Origin of the sequence: Arthrobacter sp. 35W (assembly GCF_000482545.1) — a bacterium.
Taxonomy (GTDB): domain Bacteria; phylum Actinomycetota; class Actinomycetes; order Actinomycetales; family Micrococcaceae; genus Specibacter.
In genome coordinates this window covers 1,549,450-1,575,748 of sequence record NZ_KI519454.1, presented here as the reverse complement: position 1 = coordinate 1,575,748, position 26,299 = coordinate 1,549,450, and the positions used below count along the sequence as shown (strand labels likewise).

Annotated in this window: 24 protein-coding genes; 12 read left to right on the top strand and 12 right to left on the bottom strand. The window is 65.1% G+C overall.

Going from position 1 to position 26,299, the window contains the following annotated elements; translation table 11 throughout:
* The first annotated feature begins 84 nt into the window (after window positions 1-84).
* Together K254_RS25650 and K254_RS25645 are read left to right on the top strand one after the other, a co-directional pair.
* Window positions 85-537, top strand: a complete 453-nt coding sequence (locus tag K254_RS25650; protein ID WP_155848470.1) for a hypothetical protein — start codon at window positions 85-87, stop codon at window positions 535-537.
* Entirely contained in the window at window positions 525-926 is a 402-nt protein-coding gene (locus K254_RS25645) for a DUF6228 family protein (protein WP_155848469.1), read from the top strand. Before K254_RS25650 ends, K254_RS25645 begins: the two co-directional genes overlap by 13 nt.
* Window positions 927-1,282: 356 nt before the next feature.
* On the opposite strand, the gene K254_RS0106790 is transcribed toward K254_RS25645, so the two are convergent.
* Window positions 1,283-2,689 carry an FAD-binding oxidoreductase gene (locus K254_RS0106790; RefSeq protein ID WP_026554722.1) on the bottom strand — a complete coding sequence of 469 codons (1,407 nt, stop codon included), beginning with the start codon at window positions 2,687-2,689 and terminating at the stop codon, window positions 1,283-1,285.
* A gap of 76 nt (window positions 2,690-2,765) precedes the next feature.
* Window positions 2,766-6,032, bottom strand: coding sequence for an AfsR/SARP family transcriptional regulator (locus K254_RS24775; RefSeq protein ID WP_026554721.1), 3,267 nt, complete (start codon window positions 6,030-6,032; stop codon window positions 2,766-2,768).
* Window positions 6,033-6,180: 148 nt separating this feature from the next.
* On the opposite strand from K254_RS24775, the gene K254_RS0106780 reads away from it, so the two are divergent.
* Together K254_RS0106780 and K254_RS0106775 are read left to right on the top strand one after the other, a co-directional pair.
* Window positions 6,181-6,630, top strand: coding sequence for a VOC family protein (locus K254_RS0106780; RefSeq protein WP_026554720.1), 450 nt, complete (start codon window positions 6,181-6,183; stop codon window positions 6,628-6,630).
* Window positions 6,631-6,641: 11 nt separating this feature from the next.
* On the top strand, window positions 6,642-7,184 hold the full coding sequence (locus K254_RS0106775; protein WP_035749715.1) for a YdeI/OmpD-associated family protein: 543 nt from the start codon (window positions 6,642-6,644) through the stop codon (window positions 7,182-7,184).
* Between the two features lie 17 nt (window positions 7,185-7,201).
* Here the strand turns inward: K254_RS0106775 and K254_RS0106770 are convergent, their stop codons facing one another.
* The 5 genes from K254_RS0106770 to K254_RS0106750 are packed head-to-tail and all read right to left on the bottom strand — an operon-like array spanning window position 7,202 to window position 13,697.
* Complete coding sequence (locus K254_RS0106770) at window positions 7,202-9,442, bottom strand: alpha-galactosidase (RefSeq protein WP_026554718.1); 2,241 nt, start codon at window positions 9,440-9,442, stop codon at window positions 7,202-7,204.
* 8 nt (window positions 9,443-9,450) lie between these two features.
* Window positions 9,451-10,419: a glycoside hydrolase family 68 protein gene (locus K254_RS0106765; RefSeq protein WP_026554717.1), complete on the bottom strand. Its 969-nt coding sequence runs from the start codon at window positions 10,417-10,419 to the stop codon at window positions 9,451-9,453.
* Window positions 10,420-10,479: 60 nt separating this feature from the next.
* Window positions 10,480-11,319, bottom strand: a complete 840-nt coding sequence (locus K254_RS0106760; protein ID WP_231391774.1) for a carbohydrate ABC transporter permease — start codon at window positions 11,317-11,319, stop codon at window positions 10,480-10,482.
* Window positions 11,320-11,363: 44 nt separating this feature from the next.
* Window positions 11,364-12,329, bottom strand: a complete 966-nt coding sequence (locus K254_RS0106755; protein WP_231391852.1) for a carbohydrate ABC transporter permease — start codon at window positions 12,327-12,329, stop codon at window positions 11,364-11,366.
* Window positions 12,330-12,341: 12 nt separating this feature from the next.
* Window positions 12,342-13,697, bottom strand: coding sequence for an extracellular solute-binding protein (locus K254_RS0106750; protein ID WP_035749073.1), 1,356 nt, complete (start codon window positions 13,695-13,697; stop codon window positions 12,342-12,344).
* Window positions 13,698-13,930: 233 nt separating this feature from the next.
* Here K254_RS0106750 and K254_RS0106740 point away from each other — a divergent pair, with 233 nt between their 5' ends.
* From K254_RS0106740 to K254_RS0106730, 3 genes are all read left to right on the top strand, one after another.
* Window positions 13,931-14,947 (top strand): LacI family DNA-binding transcriptional regulator, encoded by a 1,017-nt coding sequence (locus K254_RS0106740; RefSeq protein WP_026554712.1) that lies wholly within the window; start codon window positions 13,931-13,933, stop codon window positions 14,945-14,947.
* Between the two features lie 333 nt (window positions 14,948-15,280).
* Complete coding sequence (locus tag K254_RS0106735; RefSeq protein ID WP_035749072.1) at window positions 15,281-15,511, top strand: hypothetical protein; 231 nt, start codon at window positions 15,281-15,283, stop codon at window positions 15,509-15,511.
* 150 nt (window positions 15,512-15,661) lie between these two features.
* Window positions 15,662-16,657, top strand: a complete 996-nt coding sequence (locus K254_RS0106730; RefSeq protein ID WP_026554710.1) for an NADP-dependent oxidoreductase — start codon at window positions 15,662-15,664, stop codon at window positions 16,655-16,657.
* A 73-nt stretch (window positions 16,658-16,730) separates the two neighbouring features.
* On the opposite strand, the gene K254_RS0106725 is transcribed toward K254_RS0106730, so the two are convergent.
* Window positions 16,731-17,444, bottom strand: coding sequence for an SDR family oxidoreductase (locus K254_RS0106725; RefSeq protein ID WP_035749070.1), 714 nt, complete (start codon window positions 17,442-17,444; stop codon window positions 16,731-16,733).
* Between the two features lie 73 nt (window positions 17,445-17,517).
* Window positions 17,518-18,594, bottom strand: coding sequence for an alkene reductase (locus K254_RS0106720; protein ID WP_026554708.1), 1,077 nt, complete (start codon window positions 18,592-18,594; stop codon window positions 17,518-17,520).
* A 170-nt stretch (window positions 18,595-18,764) separates the two neighbouring features.
* Between K254_RS0106720 and K254_RS0106715 the strand changes: the two genes are divergently transcribed.
* Window positions 18,765-19,367: a TetR/AcrR family transcriptional regulator gene (locus K254_RS0106715; protein WP_026554707.1), complete on the top strand. Its 603-nt coding sequence runs from the start codon at window positions 18,765-18,767 to the stop codon at window positions 19,365-19,367.
* Window positions 19,368-19,611: 244 nt separating this feature from the next.
* Here K254_RS0106715 and K254_RS0106710 read toward each other — a convergent pair whose 3' ends face one another.
* Window positions 19,612-20,211: a helix-turn-helix transcriptional regulator gene (locus K254_RS0106710; RefSeq protein ID WP_026554706.1), complete on the bottom strand. Its 600-nt coding sequence runs from the start codon at window positions 20,209-20,211 to the stop codon at window positions 19,612-19,614.
* 48 nt (window positions 20,212-20,259) lie between these two features.
* On the opposite strand from K254_RS0106710, the gene K254_RS0106705 reads away from it, so the two are divergent.
* The 4 genes from K254_RS0106705 (at window position 20,260) to K254_RS0106690 (ending at window position 24,502) form a co-directional block, all read left to right on the top strand.
* Complete coding sequence (locus K254_RS0106705; protein ID WP_026554705.1) at window positions 20,260-21,117, top strand: class I SAM-dependent methyltransferase; 858 nt, start codon at window positions 20,260-20,262, stop codon at window positions 21,115-21,117.
* Between the two features lie 126 nt (window positions 21,118-21,243).
* Complete coding sequence (locus K254_RS0106700) at window positions 21,244-22,017, top strand: hypothetical protein (protein ID WP_231391773.1); 774 nt, start codon at window positions 21,244-21,246, stop codon at window positions 22,015-22,017.
* A 125-nt stretch (window positions 22,018-22,142) separates the two neighbouring features.
* Entirely contained in the window at window positions 22,143-23,270 is a 1,128-nt protein-coding gene (locus tag K254_RS0106695; protein ID WP_026554703.1) for a multicopper oxidase domain-containing protein, read from the top strand.
* Window positions 23,267-24,502 (top strand): ZIP family metal transporter, encoded by a 1,236-nt coding sequence (locus K254_RS0106690; RefSeq protein ID WP_026554702.1) that lies wholly within the window; start codon window positions 23,267-23,269, stop codon window positions 24,500-24,502. Before K254_RS0106695 ends, K254_RS0106690 begins: the two co-directional genes overlap by 4 nt.
* A 22-nt stretch (window positions 24,503-24,524) precedes the next feature.
* Here the strand turns inward: K254_RS0106690 and K254_RS0106685 are convergent, their stop codons facing one another.
* Together K254_RS0106685 and K254_RS0106680 are read right to left on the bottom strand one after the other, a co-directional pair.
* Window positions 24,525-25,874 carry a permease prefix domain 1-containing protein gene (locus K254_RS0106685; protein WP_026554701.1) on the bottom strand — a complete coding sequence of 450 codons (1,350 nt, stop codon included), beginning with the start codon at window positions 25,872-25,874 and terminating at the stop codon, window positions 24,525-24,527.
* Entirely contained in the window at window positions 25,874-26,236 is a 363-nt protein-coding gene (locus K254_RS0106680) for a PadR family transcriptional regulator (RefSeq protein WP_026554700.1), read from the bottom strand. Before K254_RS0106680 ends, K254_RS0106685 begins: the two co-directional genes overlap by 1 nt.
* Between the last annotated feature and the right edge of the window lie 63 nt (window positions 26,237-26,299).

Here is a 26,299-nt window from a genome sequence, read left to right as displayed (position 1 = left end):
AGGGCCAGGGTCAATGGGCTGGGTCTGACAAGCGAATCCCAGCACCAGCGCCGACCTTTCAACCTACAGAATTGGACCATTTGCTTGGCAGCCTACGACCCTGACCGCCACCTCATTGCAGGTCCCACCGCCTTTACCCTCCGGCTGTGGCGTATCAGATGCACAACCGTCGCTGTAGTGATTTGCTTCGGTACCTTTGTGCTTAGCGTTTCGGGTGTGCCACAGTCGTGGCTGACAAATTCCATGGTGATTGCAATGTTCATTAGTGTGATGTTCGTATCAACGCTTATCGGCCGGGTTGCATCGAAAGAGTGGGCGGAAACCAGGACTGGCTACACCACCTTGCTGCACGGAGACCGGACATTGGAGCAGCGGGATCCCTACCTTGGAAAGGCAATCCGCCGCCCCGGCGAGAACTACCTCTCACGGGAAGAGTTTCTGGAAGTCCTCCGAGCCGCCAAGAACGACGCCGATAAGCGCGCACACGAACGGGCCGACATAAGAAAAAGGAAGGAGGATGTTTCATGGAATCGGTGAGGATTGGCAACTCAGGCTCGCTCATCTTTGAACACCCCGAACGAAGTCCAGCCGGGATGGTCGAGAGCATATTGGTGACTGTAGATCTCCTGGGGTTGCGTGCAAGCCGGCGTGTAGTAACTATCAATGGATTCGACGATCTGCTGCGATTCTTCAATGATCTGTCCCTCAATTGGCGCGGCTGGTCAAATACCAAAACATACGAATCCCTTGAAGACGATCTGCGGTTAACTGCAAAGCATGACGGCCATGTCAGGTTCTCAATCGAGCTTCTGCAAGCATCGGAGCGGCAAGGATGGAGCCTAACCGGCGAACTTGTCATTGACCCCGGCGAAGAGCTAACTAATGCCGCACAGGCTATTGAATCAATGCTGACCGCCCGAGACTAAGCATCTGCGTTTTAGGAATGCCGCAATCGTGGCTTACGAATCCAGCGGTGGCCGCCGTGGTCCTTAGCGCAATGGTCGTTGTCGTGTTGATGGGACGGTCAGATTTTCGAGAGCGGGCGGAAAGTAAGGCCGGCTACACCACCTTGCTGCGTGGTGACAGGGAGCTGGAGCAACGGGATCCCTACCTTGGCAGGGTCATCCGCCGATGGGGAGCGCACTACCTCGAACGAGGACAGTTCAGAGCCATCCTTCCGTCCAGCCCACGCTTGCCCCGGGCCCCAAACACAGGAAGACCCCCGGCAATCCCGGGGATCTTCCTGTCCCAGCCGACGCGGCTTCCCAGCCAGGTGCTGCCGTCAGACAGTGGGGGCGATGTTCTGGTTCAACCGGAACAGATTGGTTGGATCATATTCGTTCTTCAGTTCCACGAGCCTCCGGTAGGTGTCGTCCGGGTACGACGCCCGGACCAGCGCCGCGTCCGATTCGCCGGTGAAATTCACGTAGACCCCGGCGTCCGGACCGAGCGCGGACGTCACACCGCGGGCCCATTCGACGGCATCCGCGAAGCCTTCCGCCGCTGGCGTGCGCGCAATGACGTTGACGATGAAGTCCCGGTCGCGGACCGCGAAGGCCGTTGCGTCGGCCGGAACCCGGGCCACGGCACCGCCAAGGTGGTGCACGTGGATCTCCGACATGGCATTGGGGAATGCGGCAAACGAGTCCAGCAGTACGCGCACGGATGCGTCGTCAGCGGTGCGCAGAAAGGCCGAGCGGAAGTAGTTGTGCATGCCCCTTGGGTACAGCGGATCGAGTGCCTGCTGCCACCCTGCATACGGGTTGGCACCGAACACATCGGCGATGACCGTCCCCAATGACCGGAACGGCGCCGTGGCGGCCTCGCCGGCATCGGAATCTCCGGACCAGCACCCTCCCACGGCGATGACAGGCTTGCCGTGCACGGATTCCGGCAGGAACGGGACGGGCGGGGCTGTGGTCATGTTGACCAGCGTCGTCAGCTCATCGGGTGCCTCAGCGCAGGCCGCACGGAATCCGCGCAACACCTGCTCGGCCTCTTCTGCGGGGTAGAACACCAGACCGGAGAAAACGGTGGGCCCCACCTCGTGCAGTTGGTACTCGAAGGACGTCACCACACCGAAATTGCCGCCGCCGCCGCGCAGCCCCCAGAACAGATCAGCGTGCTCCTCGGCGCTGGCGTGGACAAACTGCCCGTCGGCGGTGACGACGTCGGCTCCGATCAGGTTGTCGCTGGCCAGCCCGTGCTTGCGGACGAGCCAGCCGATGCCACCGCCGGTGGTGAAGCCGGCAAGGCCGGTTGACGACACCAGGCCGCCGGTCACGGCAAGCCCAAATTGCTGGGTCTCCGCATCCACGTCCTTCCAGGTGCATCCGGCCTGCGCCAACACGCGGCGGCGGGCAGGGTCCACCTGGACGCCCTTCATCAGCGAAAGGTCCAGCACAATGCCGTCGTCGACGGTGGAAAACCCGGGGATCGAGTGGCCACCGCCGCGGACGGCCAACGGCAGCCCCTCGCTGCGTGCGAGATCGACAGTGCGGACCACATCGGCCACGCCCGCACAGCGTGCGATGAGCAGCGGGCGGCGGTCGTGGGCCCCATTCCAGATGCTGCGTTCCTGATCGTAGTCAGCGTCGCCCGGCCGGACGACCGTGCCGCGCAGGCCAGCGGCGAACTCGGCGATGGTGGGCTCCCCAATGCGGGTCTGCCCTGTCTGCGTAGTTGTCATGATGCGATGCTCCTGATTGCTGTTTGTCTTGTCTGATCCATTTGTCGGATCCAAAAGCAACGCTAATGACCGGTCCTCAACGAGAACTCAACAGGATTCCGCCATCTCCGCCTGGGTACTGACTGCGCAGCACGGCCAACCGCTGGGAGGCGATGACGCACCTGGTTTGGTCGAAAATCGCCGCGGCCTTCTCCATCTCGCGCCCTGCCCGCTGCCGGTCTCCGAGGTCGTTGGACAGCTCCGCCACCATCAACCGTTGCCAGCCGGCATGCCGGCGCCACGGGTCGACCCTTTCCGCTGCCCGCCTGTACATTTCCCGGGCAGCGCGGACCTCCCCGGACATCAGCTCGATGGCCCCCAGAATGGTCAAGGTGGCACCCACCCCCACCTGGTCCCCCGCGGAGTCGAACCCGGAAAGGCAGCGCCGCGCGTCGGCCAGGCCGCTGTAGATCTCACCATCCATGGCGTGAAGCAGGGCGGTGTTGATCTCCGTCAGCAGCTCCCCCCGACGATCCCCCAAACCGTGCCGGAGCTCCCAGGCCTGGGACAGGGCCTGCGCGGCCGCGCTGTTCTCGCCGGTGTCGCGCAGGATGCAGCCAAGCTGGTGGAGAGTCTGCGCCCTGGCCAGATCGTCCCCCAACTCCGCGAAGAGTTCGGCCGCATCCTCAATGAGCGCAAGTGCAGACGTCGGGTCTGCCGACAAGCGGGCCGCATAACCGAGCGCGGACAGTACATAGCCTGTGGCTTGGATGGCACCGACCCGCCGGCCCAACAACAAGGTCTCCTCGAGGCAGGGGACCAAACGTCCCACGATCGGAACCAGTTGCAGGCTCGGTGTGATCACCGGGAGGAATGGCGGAGCGCTGGTGTCTGACTGGCCGAGTTCGCGCAGGCAGGTCTCGAGGTGGCCGGCGGCACGGGGTCCGTCCTCCCGGGACAGCGCGCACTGCCCGAGCAGCCAGCTGCTGGCAGCGGCATATTCGGCCCTGCCCGCATCGACGGCTTCGGTGTGCACATCGACCGCCAGCTGTTCGGCCTCGTCCAGGTCGAAAGTGCTCCAGGCGAGCGAGGTCTCAACGAGGCGGGCCATCACCACCTCATGGGGTTCGCCGATCTGCCGCACGATCTCCAAGGCCTCAGCACCCAGCGCCCGGTGCCGATCACTGCGACCTTGCCTGCTGTACAGCCCGGTCAGACCAATGAGGGCAGCCGCGCGCGGCCGGGTCGGGCCAGATGCCACGGCCAAGGCCCGCTCGACCCAGCGTGCGCCTTCGACAGCATGGCCGCGGACGAACCAGTAGCGCCACAGGCTGGCGGCGAGCCGCAGTGCGGTATCGGGCTCGTGGGCACACGACCAGCGCAGTGCCGCCCGCAGATTGTCGTGCTCACGGTCAAGCAGCGTCGGCTGCTCTATGACAATTCCGATGGCCCGCTCGGGGTTGTGGGCGACGGCGAAGGCAAGGAAATGGGCACAATGCGCCTGAGCCAACTGTGATGTTTCGCCTGCACGGTCGAGATTCTCCTGGCAAAACAGGCGGACCGTTTCCAATTGCCGGTATCTCGTCCCGGCCGCCGTTCTTTCGGTGACCACCAAGGACTTGTCCACCAGCTTGGCCAACAGGTCGAAAAGCTCAGTTTCGTTCAGGGTTGCGGCAGGACAGACGGCCTCGACGGCGTCGAGGGTGAAGCCACCCGCGAACACCGACAATCGGCGCAGCAAAACCTGCTCGTGTTCGGCGAGCAGGTCGTGGCTCCATTCCAGAGTGCCCCGCAGGGTCTGTCGCCGCGTGGCAACGTTGCTTCCACCACTGAGCATGGACAAGGCATCGTCCAACCGCTGGACGATCTCACCGGGCTCAAGAACGGCGGTTCTGGCCGCTGCCAATTCCAGAGCCAGAGGCATCCCGTCGAGGCGGCGGCACAACTCGACCACCTCCTGCGCATTGCCGGCGTCGAGGGTGAAGCCCGGACGAACCTGGGCCGACCGCTCCACGAAAAGCCGGACGGATGGCAAGAGGCCAATCTCGGCCAGATCGGGGGCATCGGCGCCAACGGGCGATGGCAGGGGCAGTGACGGCACCCGGAAGGTGTACTCCCCGTCGACATGGAGCGGCTCCCGGCTGGTGGCCAGGACTTTGACATCCGGGGCTCCGGCCAGCAGCGCGACGACGAGCTGCGCGCAGGCCGACAGGAGGTGTTCGCAGTTGTCCAGCACCAGGAGCAGCGAGTGCCGCCGCAGTTGGTCCACCAGTGCGCGCATGCGGTTTGGCGCCGCCCCGGAATCCAAGTCCAGGGCCTCGGCTACAGCGTCAGCGACCAGCAGCGGCTCCCCCACGCCCGCGAGGTCGACGAACCAGACTCCGTCCACGTATCCGGGGCGGGCTCGCTTCGCGGCTTCCAGCGCGAGCCTGGTCTTGCCGCTGCCGCCGGCACCGGTAAGGGTGAGCAGGCGGGCACGGCTGATCAACCGTTCGACGTCAACGAGCTCACGCTCGCGCCCGATGAAGCTCGTCAATGGGGATGGGAGATGGCCGACGACGTCGTCGATGCCGGCCACGCCGTCGGGCCGGCGGCGGCGTTCTTCGGGCGGCGATCCCGTCAACAACTCCCGGAAGAGTCCGGCAGTCCGGGGGTCCGGGTCGGTCCCGAACGTATCGAGGAGGTCATCAACCAGGCGCTCATAGCGGGCCAGGGCCTCCGAACGCCGGCCCAGTGCGGCCAGCGCCGTCATCTGGGCCCGCACGGCGCCCTCATGGACGGGGTCGGATTCGAGGGCACGGGTGAGGATGGCCAAGGCTTCCTCCGGTGCGCGCTGCGCCACCACGGACGCCAGTTTCACCAGGACCTCGCGATGGGTCTCCCGGAGTTCGCCGCGGCGCATCGTGAGCCACTCCGCATCCGGCAGATCTGGCAGAAGATCGCCGCTGTACAAGCCTGCCGCTTCGCGCAGGCTTGCCTCGGCACCGGCAGCCAACGCTGCCGCGGCCGAGCGCTCAAACTGCAGCACATCAACTGCGACAGGTCCCGTGTCATCGAGGACGACGACATCACCGCGGATGGCAAGCAGCCCGGTGCTCCCGGTTCCAGAACCGGCGAGAGTGCGGCGGGCGACGTACAGGGTCTGATGCAGATTCCGTGCGGCGGCCACTGGCTCCAAGTCGGGCCACAGGCGGTCCAGCACCTGGTCGCGGCGGCCGCGCTGTCCAGACGCCAAGGCCAGCATCGCGACCACGGCCCTTGCCTTTTGCAGCCGCCAGTGGCTGTTCTCGACAGCGGTGCCGTTGACGTACACGACAAACGAGCCGAGGAGCTGAATGCGCAGCCCACTGTGGGAAGGCTTCATGATTCTTCAGTATCCGCCCGCCATCCAACGTTGTCGAACAAAGCAGATCGCCACACCGTGCCTACCTCTGCCTAAGGGCTGGCCGGCACCGGGCAATAGCCAATATGGTGGCGAGTAGGATCGACCAGCCAGTGGAAGGTAAGGCGCAATGAGCCTGCGAGGATTCAGCACCATCAGCTTCTGGGCCACGGATGTTCAGGCTGCCGCCGATTGGTATGCGAAGTTCCTGGGCTTTGAACCCTATTTCATTCGGTCCGGGCCGGACGGGAAGCTGGCCTATGCCGAGTTTCGCATCGGTGACCACCAGCACGAGCTGGGCATCATCGACGGCCGGTACAGTCCGTCTCAGACCGCTGCCGACCCGGCTGGACTGGCAGCGATCAAGCCCGCCGGCGCGGTGATGTACTGGCATGTTGATGATCTGGCCGAAACCGTGGAGCGGCTGTTGTCGATGGGCGCAACGGAGTACCAGCCCATCACGGCGCGCGGCGACTCCGGTTTCGTCACCGCCTCGGTGGTCGATCCCTTCGGCAACGTGCTGGGGGTCATGACGAACCCGCACTATCTGGATGTGCTCGGATCAGCAAAGGACGCTTAGGCGTGGAGGCCATGGATTTCATCGAGGCGGCCGCCTGGGAGGCCTGGCTGGCCGACCACCACGAGACCCAGTCCGAAGCCTGGCTGAGGATCGGGAAGCGGAACTCCAATGCCGCCCTGATCACGATTGCCGAGGCGGGAGATGTGGCCCTGTGCTTCGGGTGGATCGACGGTCTGCGCAAGGCCTGCGATGCGGAGTCCTTCCTTCAGCGGTACTCCCGCCGCAGGCCAAGGAGCCCGTGGTCGAAGATCAATGTGGCACGGGCAGAATCACTGATCGCGGCCGGACGCATGCGGCCGGCCGCGATCAAGGAGGTCGACGACGCCAAGGCGGACGGGCGGTGGTCGGCTGCGTACGAATCCCAACGCACAGCGGACGTCCCCTCCGAGCTGGCGGCGGCGCTGGCGGACCACCCGCCCGCCCGTACTGCCTTCGAGCGTCTCGGTCGAACCGAACGGTACGCGCTCATCCTGCCTCTGCTCAAGGCCCACACCCCAGTGACGCATGCCAAAGCTCTTGCCGGCATTCTCACGCAGCTGGATAAACAGGCGTAGACGCCTCCTGATTGACGTCAGCCGGCCCTGGTGATGCGGTAGAGAACCACCTGGTCGGGGTGGATTCTGGGGGAAGCGACACCGACAGTTGCCAGCACACCGCCGGGAAAGTTGGCGCCCGGAAAGACCACGCCGTCCTGTGCCGTGCCGCGCAGGGACGTGCTTTCGACGGTCTGGCCCGCGGCTGTCGGTTGGCCCCACCATGCGGGTGGCAGCAGCCCGGAGGGTGTGGCCCCGGGGAAGACGGGTTCCACCCGGTACGTTGCCTCCGGATCGAGTCCGCGGAGCTTCAGGCGGCCGGCAGGATCGGGGTAGAGACTGTCCAGCGCCGCGGCGGCGAAAATCGCCCCCGAACGGTCCCCGCTGACGACGCCGTGGACCAAGACGTTGGAATCGTGCCCGTCCATTCGGACGACGTCGCCGGTGAGCAGCAGGCATCGTTCCTGCTTGTAGAACGCGATCCACCGGTGCAGGGCCGAGATGTCCTCGGCGGGGGCCTTGGCCAGGTCCCACTCGACGCCGAGATGCCCGAAGACGGCGGTGCCGGCCCGGAATGCCAGGCCGTGCTGGCGGCCGGTGGTGTGGGAGCGTCCAGAGGCGATGTGGGAGCCCAGGTATTCGGGCGGCAGCAGCTGCGTGGTCCAGCGCAGCATGTTCTGCCGGTCATGCGGGTCGATGTTGTCCGATACCCAGACCCGGTCGGTGTGTTCCAGGACGCCCAGATCAATGCGGGCGCCGCCTGAAGAGCACGATTCAACTTCCAGTCCCGGGTGCAGCGACCGGATCTCCCCCAGCATGGCGTAGAACGCGAGGGTCTGTTCGTGGACGCCGGGGCGTCCGCCGTCGAGCTGGTTCCCGGCCTCGATGAGGTCGCGGTTGTGGTCCCATTTGATGTAGTCGATCCGGTACTCCGCCAGAAGTGCGAGGATCTGCTCTTTCACGTGTTCGTAGGCCTCGGGGATGCCCAGGTTGAGAACCTGCTGGTGGCGCGACTCCACGGGCAAATCGGTGCGGGCGGCCATGATCCATTCGGGGTGCGCACGGGCGACGTCGCTGTCGGGGTTGACCATCTCGGGTTCGAACCAAAGGCCGAATTGCATGCCGAGAGCGTGGACACGGTCCACCAGGGGGTGGAGCCCTGTCGGCCACACGTCCGCAGAGACCACCCAATCGCCCAGCCCGGAGGTGTCGTCGCGGCGCGAACCGAACCACCCGTCGTCGAGCACGTACCGCTCAACACCGACGGCGGCAGCCCGCTCGGCCAGATCGATGAGTTTGTCCGCGTCGTGCTCGAAATAGACGGCTTCCCAGACATTGAGGGTCACCGGCCGGTCTGCGGAGAGCCGTGGGCTGCGGCTGCGCACATGGGCATGGAAGCGGTGTGCAACCTCATCCAGCCCGGCCCCGAAGGAGGCGTAGATCCAGGGGCTTGAATAGCTGTCATGGCGTCCCAGGAGGACTTCACCGGGCAGGAGCAGCTCACCACCGCCGAGGAGCTGCTCGCCGGTGAAGACATGCTCGGCGTAGTGCTGGTGGTTTCCGCTCCAGGCGGTGTGGACGGCCCAGACGTCGCCATGGCCGAATCCGAATCCGGGGGTTCCTGCGTGCAGGATGTATGCGCTGTCGGCACCGGTCCGGCCCTTGCGGTTCTCACGCAGATGCGTGCCGGTCCGCAGCGTGCCGCGCTGGGGAACCCGTTCGTAGTTGTGGTTGCCGGCGAAGTCGAGCAATTCCGAAGCCTCAGCAGGAATCGGGAAGGACAAGGCCAGATCTTCGACGGCGTACGCCATGTCGCACAGGTTGGTCAACCGTGCCCGGCTCCGCAGAAGGCCGCCCGGGAGCAGCTCCAGAACCAAGTCCAGCCGCAACCGTTCAGCGTCGTCGACGGCGCTGAACTCAAGAACACCGGCGCCGGAAGAGATGAATCCCGTGGCGGGGGTGCCGTTGAGGGCCAGGGTGCGGGTGCGGAACTTAGGCGACCATCCGATGCCGTTGAAGGAACCGCGCAATCCTGGCCGGCCTGTCCAGCCACTGTGCTGCCCGGGAAGCAGGCTGGGCCGGGGTGGCAGGTCGACGGTGTTGGAACCGGCCACCGGGACGCTGGCCTGGACCATCGTCTGGGCTTGGTCGGCGGTCAAAGCCGGAATTTCGGGCCCCCAGTGGATGATCGCGGGCAGCTGGCCATCCGTGGCGTCTATGAGCACGGTGACTCCGGCTGCGGTCAGCTGCAGGACTGCGCCCTGGTTGTCGGTTGGCATGGGACTCCTCATGCGTTGGTGGGTGGTGCCACGGTGGCCAGGCTGCGGCGCTCTGGGTCCCAGTGGACGGGCAATGGATCCGATATGATGCCGTCGAACGAACCGTCGCTGTTGGCGTCATGGCAGGCCATCAACATCCATTGACCGGCCCGGTCCTGGATGAGGCGCCCGCTGTAGAGGGGCGACGTGGTGACGACCGCCGCTGATGAGACATTGTAGGGTCCGTTGGTTTGGCCGGTTTCCAGGCTCCAGATCCCGCCGCCGCCGAATCCTGCTGCCTTCTGGGCTGAGAGCGTGTCCACCCCGCAGGAGAACAACAGGACGGTGCTGTCCCCCATGACCGCGGTTTGGGGAACTTCGAGGTGCCCGAAGCCGGATCCGGGCTGGCTCAGGGGCGGCCCTACCTCCCAGGTTTCCAGGTCCGGCGACACCGCGTGGCCGATGACGCCGCGGTTGTCGGTGTCTCCGGTGTTGGCTCTGGCGGTGATCAGCATGTGCCACCCGTCACCGGCCGGGTCGGCAAACACCCAGGGGTCCCGCCAGGCCTCTTCGGGCCAGGTCGAATCGCCGTATTTTTCATACCAGCGACCGTCGGCTTCAATCACGAGGGCCGGGTGCTTGGTCCACGTGTGGAGGTCCGGGGACGTTGCGAGGCCGATGGCTTCAATGTTGTGTGATTCGTAGAATCGGGCCCCCGTGTAGAACATCCGCCAGATTCCGTCCGGGCCTTGGAGGACGCTGCCGGTCCAGGTCGAGGTTGCGTCAAAAGCGTCCGGGTCATCGGGCTGAAGGACGACGCCGTGGGCGACCCAGCTGCTCAGGTCCTGCGAGGTGGCATGCCCGATCCGGGCATTGCGGTGCCGGAGCGCAGGGTCACCCAGGCTTTTTGGTGCGTGGAGAAAATACATGTGGAACGTGGAGCCGTCGTCGGCAAGCCAGAAGTCCCACACCCAGGAGTCCTTGAGACTGAAAACCAATTGAAAACACCCATCTTCTAGTACGGGCCGTCCGCTCGCGCGGGGCCGGATCGGTAAGTGCTAGCCCTTTACCGCGGAGCTGCTGATGCTGGCGACAAACCAGCGCTGGAAAACCAGGAAGACGGCCAGGACCGGGACGATGAACATCGTGCCGAAGGCCAACACCTGGCCCCACTCCGGTGGCTGCTGGTTCTGGAAGATGCTAATAGCCAACGGGAGCGGCCGGACGGTGGGGTCCGAGACCATGAGGACCGGCCATAGGTACGATCCCCACTGGGCCAGGAAGGTCAGGATGGCGACGGTGGCGAACGCCGGCTTGGTGATGGGCACAACGATCTGGAAGAAGGTCCGGAATGGCCCGGCACCGTCCAGCCGCGCTGCCTCTTCGATCTCGCCCGGAACGTCGAGAAAGAAGGTGTAGAACAGGAAGATCGAGAACGCATTGGCGATGAACGGAATTGCCTGGATGTAGATGGTGTCCCGCTGGCCGGAGAACATGTAGTACAACGGCAGGGCAACGGCTTCAAACGGGATGATGGTCAGGACAATGACCAGCAGGAAGAGGACCTTCTTCCCGCGCCATTGCATTCTGGCGAAGGAGTAGGCCGCCATTGAGTTCACCACCAGGCTGCCCGCGACGACCACCGTGGTGACCAGGATTGAGACGGCCGCGAACTGTCCGAAGTATCCGGTGGCGTCAGAACTGAGGTGGTCGAAGACGCCGGTGTAGTTGTCGAAGGAAAGGTTCGTGGGGACGAAGCCGCTGATGCCACTGAGAACCTCGTCGGTGGGGCGGAAGCTGCCGACGATGAGGTAGTAGACGGGCAGGAAGAAGAACAGTGAGACCACGCCCAGCAGCAGGTAGTGGGCGCCGGATTGCCAGCGTCGGGTGCGTTTCATGCTTCCACCCCTCCGGTGTGGGGTCACGGTCTTTGACATCAACATCAGATGCCTCCTCGCTGGCGCGCCGCGGCGCGTTGAATGATTGCGATCACTGTGATGATCAGCATGAAAATGACTGTCATGGCGGCGGCCTGGCCCACGTTGTTGTTGTCGAACCCGATGTTGATGATTTGGGTCATCACGGTCTCTGTCGACTCCCTGTCGACGCTGCCGGAACGGCTCAGCAGATACACCTGGTCGAAGAGCCTGAAGGAGAAGATGGTGGTGATGAGGGCGACGAAGATCAGCGTGTTTCTGATGCCGGGCACCGTGACGTGGATGAACTGGGCCCACTTGCTGGCACGGTCCAGTGATGCCGCCTCATAGAGTTCGGTCGGTACGCTTTGCAGCGCCGCGAGAACGATGATCATCTGGAAGCTCACGCTCTGCCAGATCGACATGACAATGATTGATCCGAGGGCCGTGGAGGGGGCGCCGAGCCAGTCGTGGCTGGTGAACGCGCCGCCACTGAAGAACCCGAGAATCGCGTTGAGGAGTCCTTGGTCGCCCCTGGAGTAGATGAGCCGCCAGATGACAGCCGTCAGGGCAAGCGGGAAGACCAGAGGCATGAAGATGAAGGTCCGGAAGATAACCATGCCGCGCAGTTTGCGATTGACGAGTGTGGCCAAGGCAAGGGCGAGCACCGTCTGCACGGGAACGACGATGAGGGCGAAGGTGAAGTTGTTCAGCAGTGCATGGCCAAAGGCGGCGGAGAGATCGGGATCGGTGAACAATCGGGTGTACTGCTCGAAGCCGACGAACCGCGCCGGACGCGGGCTATTGAGTTGCACGCGGTAGAAGGACAGCACGAGGGCGAGCACGAATGGTGCGACAAGGAAGATGGCGAGTCCGAGCAGGGCCGGGCTGGCAAAGAGCGGGCCCGCGAAACGATGTCCGGAAAGGCCGGCGGTCGACCGGCGCCTTGAGGGCACCTTGGTGGTCTTGGTCTGTTGCATGTGGGTGGTCATGATGGACAAGCTCTACTTCTTGTATCCGTCGTTGTCGGCGAAGTTCTGGTCGATGGCGCGGGCAGCGGCGCTGAGGGCTTCCTTGGCGTCCTTGCCTGCGTAGATGGCTGCCTCGGCTTTGCCGACCTGGTCCGTGACGATGGGGTAGCCCGCCGTCACCGGCCTGGTGACGCTGACGCAACTGTCGGTGATCTTGTCCTCGGTGCCGCAGGCCTTGCCCAGCTGATCTCCGAGAAGTGCCAACTGCTTCCCCGGCCCGTAAAGGCTGGATGAGGCCAGTGCCGTCTTGGTGGCGGGCGGGGCGCCGTTGGCGTCGGTGTACGTGTGAACGCTTTGGTCAGTCATCAGGAAGTCCAGGAACTTCCCGGCGGCCGAGCCGTTCTTCGACTTGGCGCCCATGCCCCAGGCAAAGGTGCCGGAGGCAGTCTTGGTTCCCTTGCCGAAGTTCGGCAGCGGGATCGATACCAGATCAGCACCCAGGGCCTTGTATGTCGGGTAGGTCCAGTGCCCCACCCAGCTCAGCGCGACGCGTCCGTTCGTGAATGCCAGCCCATCTGCGTTTGGATCGGCGTATTTCTTCCAACTGGCAAACGTCGTCAGAGCCTTCACGTTGGCCTCGGAGTCCAATGCCCCGGAGGCCTTGTTGTCCTTGAGCATGGTGCCGCCGCCGGACCAGATGACCGGACCTGCCGAGCAGCAGGTCCCCCATTCGCCGGCAAAGCCGTACTGTTCGGACAGATCCAGCGGCTTGCCGCCCGGGACCACGGCGGCAAGCTTGTCCAGGACGCCTGTGAACTCATCTGCCGTCCAGGCCTTCTCCGGCGTGGTCGGGTAGGCGACGCCTGCGGCATCAAGGAGGTGCTTGTTGCCCCAGAGCGCAAGTCCGGCATTCATCATGCCCACGCCATAGACGGCATTATCAACTGTGTTCTGCGCCTTGATGGAGTCCGTCTGGTTCGACAGCGTCTCCTCGGACACGAAGCCTTCCAATGGGGCCATCTTGCCGTTGTAGACAAAGCTGGCCAAGGTCGGCCCGTCAAAATCAAGAACGTCGGGCAAGTCACCCGGCGCGGCTGAGTTCACGGCCTTGGTGTACTGATCGGAGGGAAAGAGTTTGAGATCCACTTTGATCTTGCTCTGCGAACTCTCGAAGTTCGAGATGATCTTCTGCAGCGCGTCGTTCTCGGCCGCCTGGCCGTCAACGGCCCAGACATTAATGGTGCCCTCGCCGGACCCCGCTTCAACGGCGGTGTCGGTGCCGCCCGTTCCCGAGCCCCCGCAGCCGGTGAGTGCCAGGGCTGCGACGGAAAGGGCGGCAGCCGCGGTGAGGATCCGCGCCGTGCCACGGGTCTTTGGAATGGTCATCATCATTGATCCCTTCGGAGAATCTGAAGTGTTCTGGAAAGTGTTCAGGTTGCCTGGATATCAGCAGGAGAAGAACGTGAGGAGGGTCACTGCTCGGCGGTTCTGGAAAGAGTCTACGCGGGTAGACTCGTTCCCGCAAGCAGTTGATCGGTACAAGAAATTGCTCCACGAGTTCCCGTTTCACGCGTTCCACCCGGGTAGAGTGGTGTGAACCAGTGAATGGAAGGTTGGTCGTCATGGCAAGTCTGCAGATACAGTCCGGATCCGGAAAGGTCACGCGGACCGATGTTGCCCGCTACGCCGGGGTCAGCACGGCAGTCGTCAGCTACGTCATCAACGGCGGCCCCAAGCCGGTCGCCGCAGCGACTGCGGCGCGGGTGCGTGACGCCATCAAGGCGCTGCAGTACCAGCCCAATGCCACGGCCCGGGCGTTGACGATGGGATCTGCGCGGCTGTTGGGCATGATCGTCCCCGACAGCACCAATCCCTACTTCGCCGAACTCACGGACTCCATGGCTCTGGCCGCCGCCGCCCGGGGGTATGCCCTCCTCGCCGCCAACTCCCGCACGGATGCAGACACCGAGCGGAAGAACACCCTCAATCTCGTGTCACGACAGGTTGACGCGATTATCCTCGCTACAGTGCTCAGTCCAAGCGAGGTGGCCGCCATGCCGGTCCAGGGGATTCCCCGCGTGCTCATCGACCAGTCCGGTAGCGTGCACGGCGTTCCTACGGTCAGCACCGACTATGAACAGGGTGCCGTCACGGGGGTGGAGCACCTTATCGGCCACGGCCACCGCGATATTGCCCTGCTGGTCGGCAAAGACATTGACCCCTCCCGCGTGGATCCCCGGCACAATGGCTGGAGGAAGGCACTCCACGAGGCGGGCCTGGCCGAGGGGCCCGTGGAATACACCGACTTCAGCAGACAGGGCGGGTATGAAGCGGCCCTTCGCCTGCTGCAACGGCCAAAGCCCCCGACGGCCCTCTTTGCCAGCTCCGACCTGCTGGCCGTGGGCGCCCTCCGCGCCATCCACGAAGCCAAGCTATCCATCCCCGACGACATTGCTGTCGTCTCCTTCGACGGAACCTCCGAATCGGAATTCAGCTGGCCGCAGCTCACCACCGTGCGGCAGCCCATCAGCCAGATCGCCGAAGCAGCGGTTGAGGCAGCCCTCTCCCCCGCCGAGCCGGACGGCAGGGTCCAACTCCTGGCAACAGAACTCATCATCCGCCGGTCCTGCGGCTGCTGAAGAGGCCGCCGGGAACCGCCCCCTCGGCAACCAGCGCTGGACAGTCCACCTTCGGCCCGTCCAGCGATCTGCACCACCGCCGGAACAAATATGCGGGAACGTATTGCCTCAGGTCTGCCGATCACCCACACTGAGTATGGATCCGCGAGACGTACAACACTCCCCGATCCAATGCGCCGGACACAACCGCCGGCCCGCCCCATCACAGCATGCCGGGCACACCAATGAGCCACAGACTCCCCCATAGACACTGCGCGCCCCAACAGGGCACCCGTCACCCAACCCCATTTCGACGCCGGCACATCCGGCAGCACGCCACCAATGGAGACCCCGATGATCAAACACCATTCCGACCTGGTTCTGGAAATCACCGCCCACGATCCGGACACCCTCGAAAATGACCTCAACGCGGCCGAGGCAATCGCCCGCACGCGTGCCATGCAGGACCGCCAATACGGCATCCTAGTCACCCGGCACGGCACCACCACGTACACCGTCACCGTCAGCCGCGACGTCCCCTATGGCGAGACCCACGAGCGGCGCGACACCGCACCCGCCGCATAGCCGGACGCACCAATTGCCGGCTTCGCTTGGCCGACACCCGGCATGCGACCGCCATTCACGAGTCCTCCGTTGACATTCAATTATGAGCGCACTCATAATTGAATGTACTCAAAGATGCGCAAGTGCCATCTCACCGAGCAGGAGGCTCCCATGAAGGCGTTCGTGATCAACCGGTACAAGGGACCGCTGGAGCAAGTGGACGTACCCGAGCCCGTCGTTGGAGAGCGCGACGTGCTCGTGCAGGTACGGGCCGCTGGACTCAATCAACTAGACGAGAAGATCAGGGCCGGCGAGTTCAGGCAGATACTGCCCTACAAACTGCCGTTGATCCTCGGCAACGATTTTGCCGGCGTCGTGGTCCGCGTCGGCGCAAGAGTGCAGGCGTTCAAGCCTGGCGACGAGGTATACGGCCGGCCGGACAAGGACCGCATCGGGACGTTTGCAGAGCGTATCGCGGTCGCCGAGGCCGATCTGGCACTCAAGCCGGCATCAATCAGCTTCGAGGAAGCGGGCTCGCTGCCGCTGGTGGCCTTGACCGCATGGCAGGCGCTCGTCGAACGGGGCAATTTGCGGCCGGGGCGCAAGGTCCTCATCCACGCCGGCGCCGGCGGGGTGGGGTCGATAGCGATCCAGCTGGCCAAGCACCTCGGGGCGCGCGTTGCCACCACGGCCAGCGCATCCAACGCAGACTTCGTGCGCGAGCTCGGCGCCGACACCATCATCGACTACCGCAGCCAGGACTTCGAGCAGGTGCTCTCCGGTTACGACCTGGTGCTTGACAGCCTCGGGGGCGAGAACCTCCAGAAGTCCCTGCGTGTACTCAAGCCTGGCGGCAAGGCCATCGGGATCGCCGGGCCACCGGACCCGGCCTTCGCCCGCGAGATTGGCCTGAATCCGGTGCTGCGTCTGGGGATCACCGCGCTCAGTGCCGGCATCCGACGTCGGGCCAAGAAGCTTGGCGTCAGCTATGAGTTCCTGTTCATGCGCGCCAACGGCGACCAGCTGCGCCAGATCACCTCCCTCATCGACGGCGGTGCGCTGCGTCCGATCGTTGGACGAATCCTCCCCTTCGATCAGACCGTCCAGGCTCTCCAGGAACTGGAGAAGGGTGGCCTTCGCGGCAAGGCGGTCATCAGCAACGCCTGACCACGGGTCCGTCGTCCCAGGCGGGGCACCGCTGGTGTGCAGTTGATTGACCAGCGGTGCCCCAGATTCGCCGCTAGACGGTGACACCGCCCAGTTGCGGGTAGACCGCTTCCAGGGGTGCGCTGAGCCCGGCCTTGAGCTGCACCGATGTCGCATCGGCCAGGACCTCGTACTGGCCGGTCTGGACGGCATCGAACACGGCGCTCACGAGGTCCGCGGGGTCCGTCTTCGGGCCGGTGGCGTGCTCAGCCATGGGTGTGTCGACGTACCCTACATGCACACCAACGACATGGACGCCGTCGGGGGCAAGCTCAAGGCGCAGCGAGTTTGTGGCCGACCACAGCGCTGCCTTGGTGGCACTGTAGATTCCGGCGACCGCGTACCAGCTCAGTGCTGAGTGGATGTCAATGAGCACCGACTCGTCCTTCGCGGACAGGATTGGTGCGAACGCACGGGCCAGGAAGAGCGGGCCCAGGAAATTGGTTTCCACATTGGTCCGGATTTCCTCGTCCGTGTGGCTGAGGATGCCGGCGCTGGGCACGGAGGCGCCGGCGTTGTTGATCAACACCGTCACATCCGAGGCGGCTTCCACCGCCTTTTGGATCGCAGCGGGATCGGTGACGTCGAGGGCCAGGGGCACGATGCGATCGTCGTCCCAGGTGCGGGGGGTGCGTGCGCTTGCATAGACCTTGCTCGCACCACGGGCCAGAGCCTCGTGGACGAAATGGGTTCCGATGCCACCGTTTGCTCCGGTGACGAGGACAACTGCTCCATTGAGTGTGGGCATTTCCATGATCCTTCTTGTGTTGACTGGCTGCACCATTCGGTGCGTTCGGGAGGGGTGGCCCAGGGGCGCACGATCAGGCGCGTGCCAGGACGGGGTAGTCGATGTACCCTGCGTTGCCGCCGCCGTAGATGGTCGCCGGGTCCATCTCATTCAGCGGGGCCTCGGTGCGCAGGCGTTCGACGACGTCTGGATTGGCCAGTGCGAACCGGCCCAGCGGCGCGATGTCGGCAAGGCCCGCGTCGATGTCGTCGGCGATCTGCTCGCGGGTCCGGCCGTCGCGGACCACCAACACCGCGGTCGGCCACAACTGGCGGAGGGTGCGCAGCAATTCGTCGTTGCCGACGTGGTGCAGGTGCAGGTAGGCGAGGTTGAGGCTCGCAAGCTCACCCACCAGATGCAGGTACTGCTCGCGCACGCTCACGGCGCCACCCTCGTCGATTCCGCCCAACGGCATGGCGGGCGAGAGGCGAATGCCAACCCGGTCCGCTCCAATCTCGTCGGCGACGGCCCGCGCCACCTCGAAAACGAACCGTGACCGATTTTCCACCGACCCGCCGTAGGAGTCGGTGCGGTGGTTGGAGTTGGGGGAAAGGAACTGGTGCAGCAGGTACCCGTTCGCACCATGGATCTCGACTCCGTCTGCGCCTGCGGCGATCGCCGATGCTGCGGCATGGCGAAAGTCGGCGATCGTGGTCTCGATGTCCTCTGGGCTGAGTTCGCGCGGCACCGGCGTCTTTTGGGGGCCGGCCGCGGTGGCTATGTCCTGAATGGCGGAGACCGCCGACGGCGCCACCGGCTGGCGCTGGTGTGGCGTGTTGTCCGGGTGTGACATCCGGCCGGCATGCATCAACTGGATGAAGAGCAGCCCGCCGCCGGCATGCACCGCGTCGGCGACTTTCCGCCAACCTTCGACGTGCTCGGGTGCATAGATCCCGGGGGTGTTGGGGTACCCCTGCCCGTCCGCCGAAGGCTGGGTGCCTTCGGTGATGATCAAGCCGAGGGATGCCCGCTGCCCGTAGTACGTCGCGGCACGGTCGCCAGGGGTGCCATCCGGATTGGCGCGGTTGCGGGTCATCGGGGCCAATGCGAGCCGGTGCGGAAGTTCCACGCCGCCAAGGGTGAACGGCTGCCAAAGAGAAGACAAAGTCATGGGGAGATTGGTCCTTCATGTCGGTCGGTCATGAACGCCGGGACTGCGGGGGGCGGAGCTGGACGCTCCGGACCTTCGTGGGAGAATGAACACACACATATCCGAGCCCACACAGTACCGACTATCGTCATAACTGAGTGCAGTCAGACATTATTCCCGGAGGGAACGTTATGCCAGCAGCTCCTCAACCGGCCGGACGGCGTGAGCGGAACAAGCAGGCCAAACTCGACCGCATCATGGCGGCCGCACACGAGCTCTTTGCGGAGCATGGTGTCGACGACGTCACCACCCAGCAAATCGCCGACAAGGCCGACATTGGCACCGGCACCCTGTTCCTCTACGCCAAGACCAAGGGCGAGCTGCTCCTGCTGGTGCAGAACTCCAGCTATGCCGATGCACTCGCCAGGGGCAGGGCTGCCGCTGAGGCAATTCCCGACGTGCTCGACGCTGTGATGGCACTTGTCCGTCAAGTGGTGGAGTGCAACCGAACCCAGATCGACAATGGCAGGACCTACCTGCGTGAAATGGTCTTCGGCGACCCCGGGGAACCCCACCACCGCGATGCGCTCGGCCTCGCCTTTCAGACGGAGGAGGCCATCGCCGTCGTGCTGCGGCGGGACCAGCGCATCGAGTCAGGCGGTGCCGCCACGCTCGCGCACATCGTCTCCGCGATCATGTTCCTGAGCATGGCTGCCACGATCAACATCGCCAGCACCGTCGATGAAGTAACGCAGGACATCAGGAACCAGGTCCGCGTCCTGCTGCCGGAGTGAACACACCGGCGGGCTGGCAGCCGCGGCGGCAGGCCAGATTGCCACCGCGTTGTCGTCGTGACTTCCTGGTCCCGTTCCTCCATCGCCGCCCGTTCCCCGGCGCTGTCTGATGGTGACCATCCAAATGTTGGGAAGTGGCTGTGGCATCGGCTTCCCAAGGACTGCTCCATCCGCCCAGACGCTGGCACGAGCAGGAGTGGCAATCGATCAAGAAACTTTAGGCAGCTAAACAATTATTAGCGGTCTATGACTGGGTGAGCTGCTCTCCCCCGTGCATATCGTGCATGTGGGCCCGTTCGCCGTCGTGGTCGAAGATGGTGAGGATTTCCACCGGCCCGTTGTGGGCTCCGATCACGTGCGGAACCATGGTGGAGAATTCCGCAGCGTCCCCCGCCTGGACGAGGATGGTCCGCTCCCCCAACTGGAGGCGGGCGGTGCCGGATAGGACGGCGAACCACTCGCGGCCGGGGTGCACGCGCCGATGCTCCGGGCCGGCCGGCCACTCGGCGGTGATCCGCATCTTTGCCACCGTCGCACCATGGAGGGTCTCCTCACGGGACAACAGCCAGGTTGTCTGCCCCGGCGCATGCTGCGCCTGTGGGCGGATGACGACGTCCTGGTCCTCGGCGGCTTCGACGAGCTGGTCCAGCGTGGTGCCCAGGGCTCGCGCTATGGGCACCAGCTGGTCGAGGGCGATGCGGCGGTGGCCCGTTTCAATGCGGCTCATGGTGGAGGGACTGATGGAGCAGCGGGCGGCCAGCGAATCCAGTGACCAGCCGCGGGCCAGCCGCAGGGCGCGGATGCGTCCACGGATGAGGGCATCCAATTCGAGTTCTTGCGTCATGCGCAAGACTCTATGCCATTGGCGCAGAATGTGGTTAGCCTTGAAGACATGACACATGAATCCCACACCGGCCACCACCACGGCCAAGGACAACGCCACGGACACGACCACGCCTCGGGTCTGCCCGAGCAGCTGGACTTGGATGCCGCCGTCTTCGGCTCCTATCTGGCGGACGTCACAGCATGGGCGCGGCGGCTTGTGCCGGCGTCGCCGCGAACCATCGTGGATCTCGGCGCCGGCACCGGCACCGGGTCCTTGGCGCTGGCCGAAGCGTTCCCGACGGCCCATGTGGTGGCCGTCGACAAATCCACCGTGATGCTCGAGCGCGTCAGAGCCGCTGCCGGCGCGGCGGGGCTGGGCGACCGCGTCGCCACGGTGCAGGCAGACGTCGACGAGGCCTGGCCCGCCCTTGGCGCCGTCGACGTCATCTGGGCATCGTCCTCCCTGCACGAAGTCGCCGACCCCCAGCGGGTGTTGCGCGATGCCTGCTCCGCCCTGGTGCCGGGCGGACTGATGCTGGCCGTGGAGATGGATGCGCTGCCGCGCTTTCTTCCCGACGACGTCGGGCTGGGCCGGCCCGGGCTTGAGGCGCGCTGCCACGAGGCCCTGGCGCAGGCCGGCTGGAACGGCTATGAGGACTGGAGCCTCCCGATGGAACGGGCCGGGTTCGACGGTGTCGAACGCCGCAGCTTTCCCATCCGGGTGAATCCGGAGCCGACGATTGCAGTGCGGTACGCCCAGGGCTTCCTGGGCCGCATTCGCTCAGCCCTTGATGGGCGGCTTTCCGCTGAAGACGCCGGCGCCCTCGACAGCCTCCTCGCGGGCAAGGATCCCCGCCAACTGCTGGTCCGCGGGGACCTTCACGTGGTCGGCAGCCGGACAGCCTGGGCCGCCCGCCGCCGCTAGCGGAATCGTGCGGCGGGTCGGCGGGCCGTACCCACCTTGCATCCCTAGAATCATGGCGTCAATACACGTTGGGGGTTGTGTTGGTCCCATGCCGCGCCCCGAGGCTTCGAACATAAAGGGGAACCCTTGGCATCCACAGCACCCGCCCATGACCTGCTGCCACCTGTCACTGTATTCGCGGCACTGAATCCTGAGGCAAGGATCGCAGACACCATGGTGGCAGAGCACCTGAACATCGGATTGACGGCAGCCGAGGCTGCTGGTTCCGACGTCGCGGTCCGGGACGACGGCGGCTGGAACTGGGGCACCACGACCGCCGTTGGCCTGTTCATTCTCATTCCCGTGGGCAATTTCGCGGCGTCGAAAGTCTCGCCCGGACTGGTGGACAAGATCCCCCTTTGGGTTGGATTCGCCTACATCTTCGGGCTTGTCCCCGCGTTCGGCATCTCCGGCATGGTCCTGGCTCGAATCCGAGGCGGGCGCTATCGCCGCGCGCTGGAGCGGGCCCGGAAGCTGGCTTCGACCCATCCCGGGAAGTTGCTCTATTGCGGGAACATGGGGGCCGAGGACGCGGAATTGGCCGCTGGACTGGTGGGCCGGATTGAACGGGCCCGCGAGGTCTTGATGACGCAGCACCGGCCCAGCGACGCCCGGGCTGCGGGAAACCTCATGCTGGCCGCCTTGTCGGTCCTCGGCAGCTTCCTCGCACATGCGGTCCCTGCATCTCTGCCGGCCACCCTTGGAATGCTCGACAGCGAGGTTGAGAGGCTGGCCGACGAGCACCATAAGGCGTTGGACTCTCTGCAGAATTCTTACGCTATGGCCCTGAGTGCTATCCAGGAGCTTGAAGCTGCCGCGGGAATTGGCGCGGAGGCCAGCCGTTCTGCGGCTGCGCGGTAGCGCTTTCATGCAGGCGTGACGCCTGTGGGGACTATTGGTCCCGGGACATCCATGGTGGCTTGCCGTGGCCGAATGCTAATCTGGAGGCACTAAAATATAGGCACACCTAAAAGTAAGGGAATGGCATGCCGAAAATACTGCCTGAGAAGCTTCCGAGCAGGCGGTCCATGCTGTCCGGGGCGGCTGTCCTCGCCGCCGTCCCGTTCGCTTCGGTGCTGGCGCCGCAGCCCTTGGACGGCAGCGGCCACCACGGGGGCACCGGCTCATCGGACGGCGGGCTGCCGTCCGCACCCCTGGCGACCTCCAACAACGCCGGCGCGGCAGGCATGGACGCCGCCGGCCACGATGCCATGGGCAGCCACGCCGGGCACGCGGGATTTGCCGGTGGCTCCGTCCCGCCGGAGCGCGCGGGCATCGACCCCACGGCCATCCTGCGCGATTTCGACCGCGGTCGCACCAGTACCTTGCCGGATGGACGGACGCTGCGCGAGTGGGACATCGTCGCGGTCGACAAGGATTTCGAGATCGCTCCGGGCGTCATCTTCAAAGGATGGAGCTACAACGGGCGGATCCCCGGTCCCACGATCTGGGCGCAGGAGGGCGACGCGCTGCGCATCCACTTCACCAACGCCGGCTCGCACCCGCACACCATCCACTTCCACGGCATCCACCGGGCCACCATGGACGGCACCGCCGGCATCGGCCCCGGGTCGATTGGCCCCGGCCAGAGCTTCACCTACGAATTCGATGCGGCACCATTTGGCACGCATCTGTACCACTGCCACCAGTCGCCGCTGGCACCGCACATCGCCAAGGGCCTCTACGGAGCCTTCATCATCGAGCCCAGGGAGGGCCGGCCCAAGGCCGACGACGAAATGGTGATGGTGATGAACGGTTACAACACCGACGGCGGGGACGACAACGAGTTCTACTCGGTCAATGGACTGCCGTTCCACTACATGGATTTCCCCGTCCAGGTGAAGCAGAACGCGCTGGTGCGGATCCACCTGATCAACATCCTTGAGTATGATCCGATCAACTCCTTCCATGTGCATGGAAACTTCTTCCACTACTACCCCACCGGCACCATGCTGACCCCCAGCGAGTACACCGACACCATCTCCCAGGTCCAGGGGCAGCGGGGCATCGTGGAGCTGCGCTTCCCCTATCCGGGCAAGTACATGTTCCATGCCCACAAGACCGAGTTCGCCGAGCTGGGCTGGATGGGATTCTTCGAGGTGAGCGCAGCATGAGCATCCATGAAGACACGCACGCGGACACCTCCGCGGCGCCGCGTCCGCACCGGCCGCTGGCGCCGCGGTGGCTGCTGGGCCTGGGTCCCCTGGTGCTCATCGCCGTCGTGCTGGGCCTGTTTTGGCTGGTCAACGCCCCGGGTCTGGCCACGCTCTCCGAAGGCGTCCCGCCCAAGGAAGAGGTGGCCATTGAGAACATCCGCCTCACGCCCGGCCAGATCGACATCACCGTCCGCAACGAGGGGCCGGACCCGGTGTCGATCGCCCAGGTGAACGTCTCGGACTACTACGCCACGTTCACCCAGACGCGGGCCACAATGGGACCGCTGGAATCCTCCACGCTGAGCATCTACTACATGTGGGTGGACGGGGACCCCTACGAGGTGGCACTCGTGACCTCTGCGGGGGCCAAGATCCCCGCCGACATTGAGGCGGCGGCGCTGAGTCCGGAGCGCGGGCACCAGTTCTTTGGGCTGATGACATTGATGGGCATCTACGTGGGCGTCATTCCGGTGGCGCTGGGCATGCTGTGGATGCCGTTCATCCGCCGTTCCTCGGCGGCATGGATCCGCGTGCTGCTCGGCGTCACCGTGGGCCTGCTCGCGTTCCTGGCGATGGACGCGATCATGGAAGCTGTCGACGTCCTGGGCGGCAGCGGGGCCTTCGGCGGTCCGCTGGTGGTCTTCCTGGGCGCGGGTGCCGCGTACCTCATTTTGGAGGGAACGGATGCATGGATGCGCCGCAACGACGACGGCGGCGGCCTGGGGCGTGCCCCTGTGCTCCCGCCGCGGCGGCTGGCGCTGCTGATTGCCATCGGCATCGGGCTCCACAACCTCGGCGAGGGGCTGGCCATCGGCTCCGCCTATGCCGTGGGCTCGCTGGCGCTGGGCGCGTCGCTGATTGTCGGCTTTGCCATCCACAACACCACCGAGGGGCTGGCGATTGTCACGCCGCTGGCCAAGGAACCGCCCAGGCTGGGCTGGCTGGCCGCGCTCGGTCTCATCGCCGGTGCGCCGGCGGTGCTCGGCGCCCTGGTGGGTGCCACCGTCTACCAGCCGGCGCTCTCGGCCTTCCTGCTGGGGGTCGGGGCCGGGGCCGTGGCCCAGGTCGCCGTCAAACTCGTCCCCATGCTCAAGGATTCCTCGGGCAGGACGTTGACGCCGTTGACCATCGCCGGCATCATCGCCGGGCTTGCCGTGATGTTTGGGACCGGCCTGCTGGTGCAGGCCTAGGCAAGCGCCTGGGTCTGTACTGCTAGGCGAACCCGAACAGGGGCGGGAAGAGCAGAACGACGGCGGCGGCCCAGACGCCGTAGACCGGAAGGTACCGTGTCTGCCAGCGTTCGACGGCGGTGAACGGGCGCCGGCCGCGCAGGAACCCTATGGCGAGCCAGGCGGCCCCGAGCAGGTGGACCAGAAGGACCACGTTGAGGCCAAGTGCGGCGATCTTGTTGGGGCTGGAGCCGAACTCGGCGATGCGCGTCAGCATCGCCGTCAACATCAGGGCATCGACGGCAAGGGCCGCGGCCACCAGGACCAGCTGCAGGGCATCAAACAGCCCGGGAGGCGCGAGTGCATCGCGGGCTGAAATCGAGTACAGCAGCAGGCACAGCACGAGGATGAGGATTGCGTCCATGAGGATGAGCAGGTTCCTGTCGATGCCGGCGAGGCCGCCCGCGGTGGCCAGCACGGGCAAAAGCACGAGCAGCATGGCAATCGTCAGAGGCGTGAACACGCGTGTAAGGACCGGAGCGATGTTTTCGACGACCTGCTGCTTGGCTTCGACGAGCCAGGCCGCGACAACAAGGGCTCCGGGCACGGCGAACGGCAGGATCCACTCCTCCAGGACCGGCTCGAAGTCGATGCCAATGGTCCGGAGGGTGGCGGCTGTGAGCGCGATCAGGACGGCTCCCCCGAGCGCCAGCAGGGTGAAGTAGATTGCGAGCTCACCGGTAAAGCGGACGAAGTCCATGCGCCGCCTGTCGGAGCGCCACCGCCCTCCGGCGTAGGCCACTCCCACCAGCAGCCAGAGGACCACCAGGGCGTGGAGGGCGGCGAGCATCCCCGTGGAACCGCCTGCCATGAACGGGTACAGGTTTAGGGTGGCCGCCAGAACGGCGAAGGGGACGATGAGCCCCACCGCCACCGGCACGGAAACCCGGCGCTTGAACGCGAAGTACCCGGCCAGGAAGGGGAAGACAAGCAGGCCGGCGTTGCGCACCAGCGCGTCGCCGTCGTTGATCCAGGCAAGGCCAGCCTTGACCGCCACACCCGCTCCGACAGCCAGGGCAAGGACGACCGCCAGTTCGCGCCAGGGCGGCGCGCCGGCGTCGTCGGAACCTTCCGGAACCAGGACGAGCTGCTTCCACAGTCGGTCGGAGTGTTCGCGGGCAAACTCGTGGGAGACGGCATCCAGGTTGCCGAGGCGCTTGATGGCGACGAGGAAGGCCTCTTCATCATCCAGGCCCGTCGCCTGCCGGTCGGAAATCTGCCCGCGCAGGTGGTCCTCCAGCTCGTCAACGTCCGCAGCGGAGATCGCCTGGTGACGCTGCACATATCCGCGCCACCTCTCGATCTGGGCCTCCAGTCCAGCGTGCGGTTCCATTACGCCAACCCCTGAATGGCATCAGGGAACCGCGGCGCACTCTGCCACACCTGGCGCAGCGCGTCGGCGACGACCGTCCACTGCTCCTGCCTCTCGGCCAGTGCCTCCCGGCCCGCCGGCGTGATGGCGTAGTGCTTGCGCTTGCGCCCGGCGTCTGAGGTGCCCCACGACGACGATACGTAGCCGAGCCGCTCGAGCCGGTGCAGCAGCGGGTAGAGCATCCCGTCGGTCCACTGCATGCCACCGCCGGAAAGCTCACCAACCCGTTTGAGGATGGCATAGCCGTACAACTCCCCCTCCGTCAGGATGCCCAGCACCAGCGGGGTGGCCGAGGCGGCCACCAGGTCCTTGTCAATGCGCATTGCGCCTCCCATACCTAGAGCTGAAGGGTATTAAACATAGCAGATCTAGGTATGGGAGGCGCA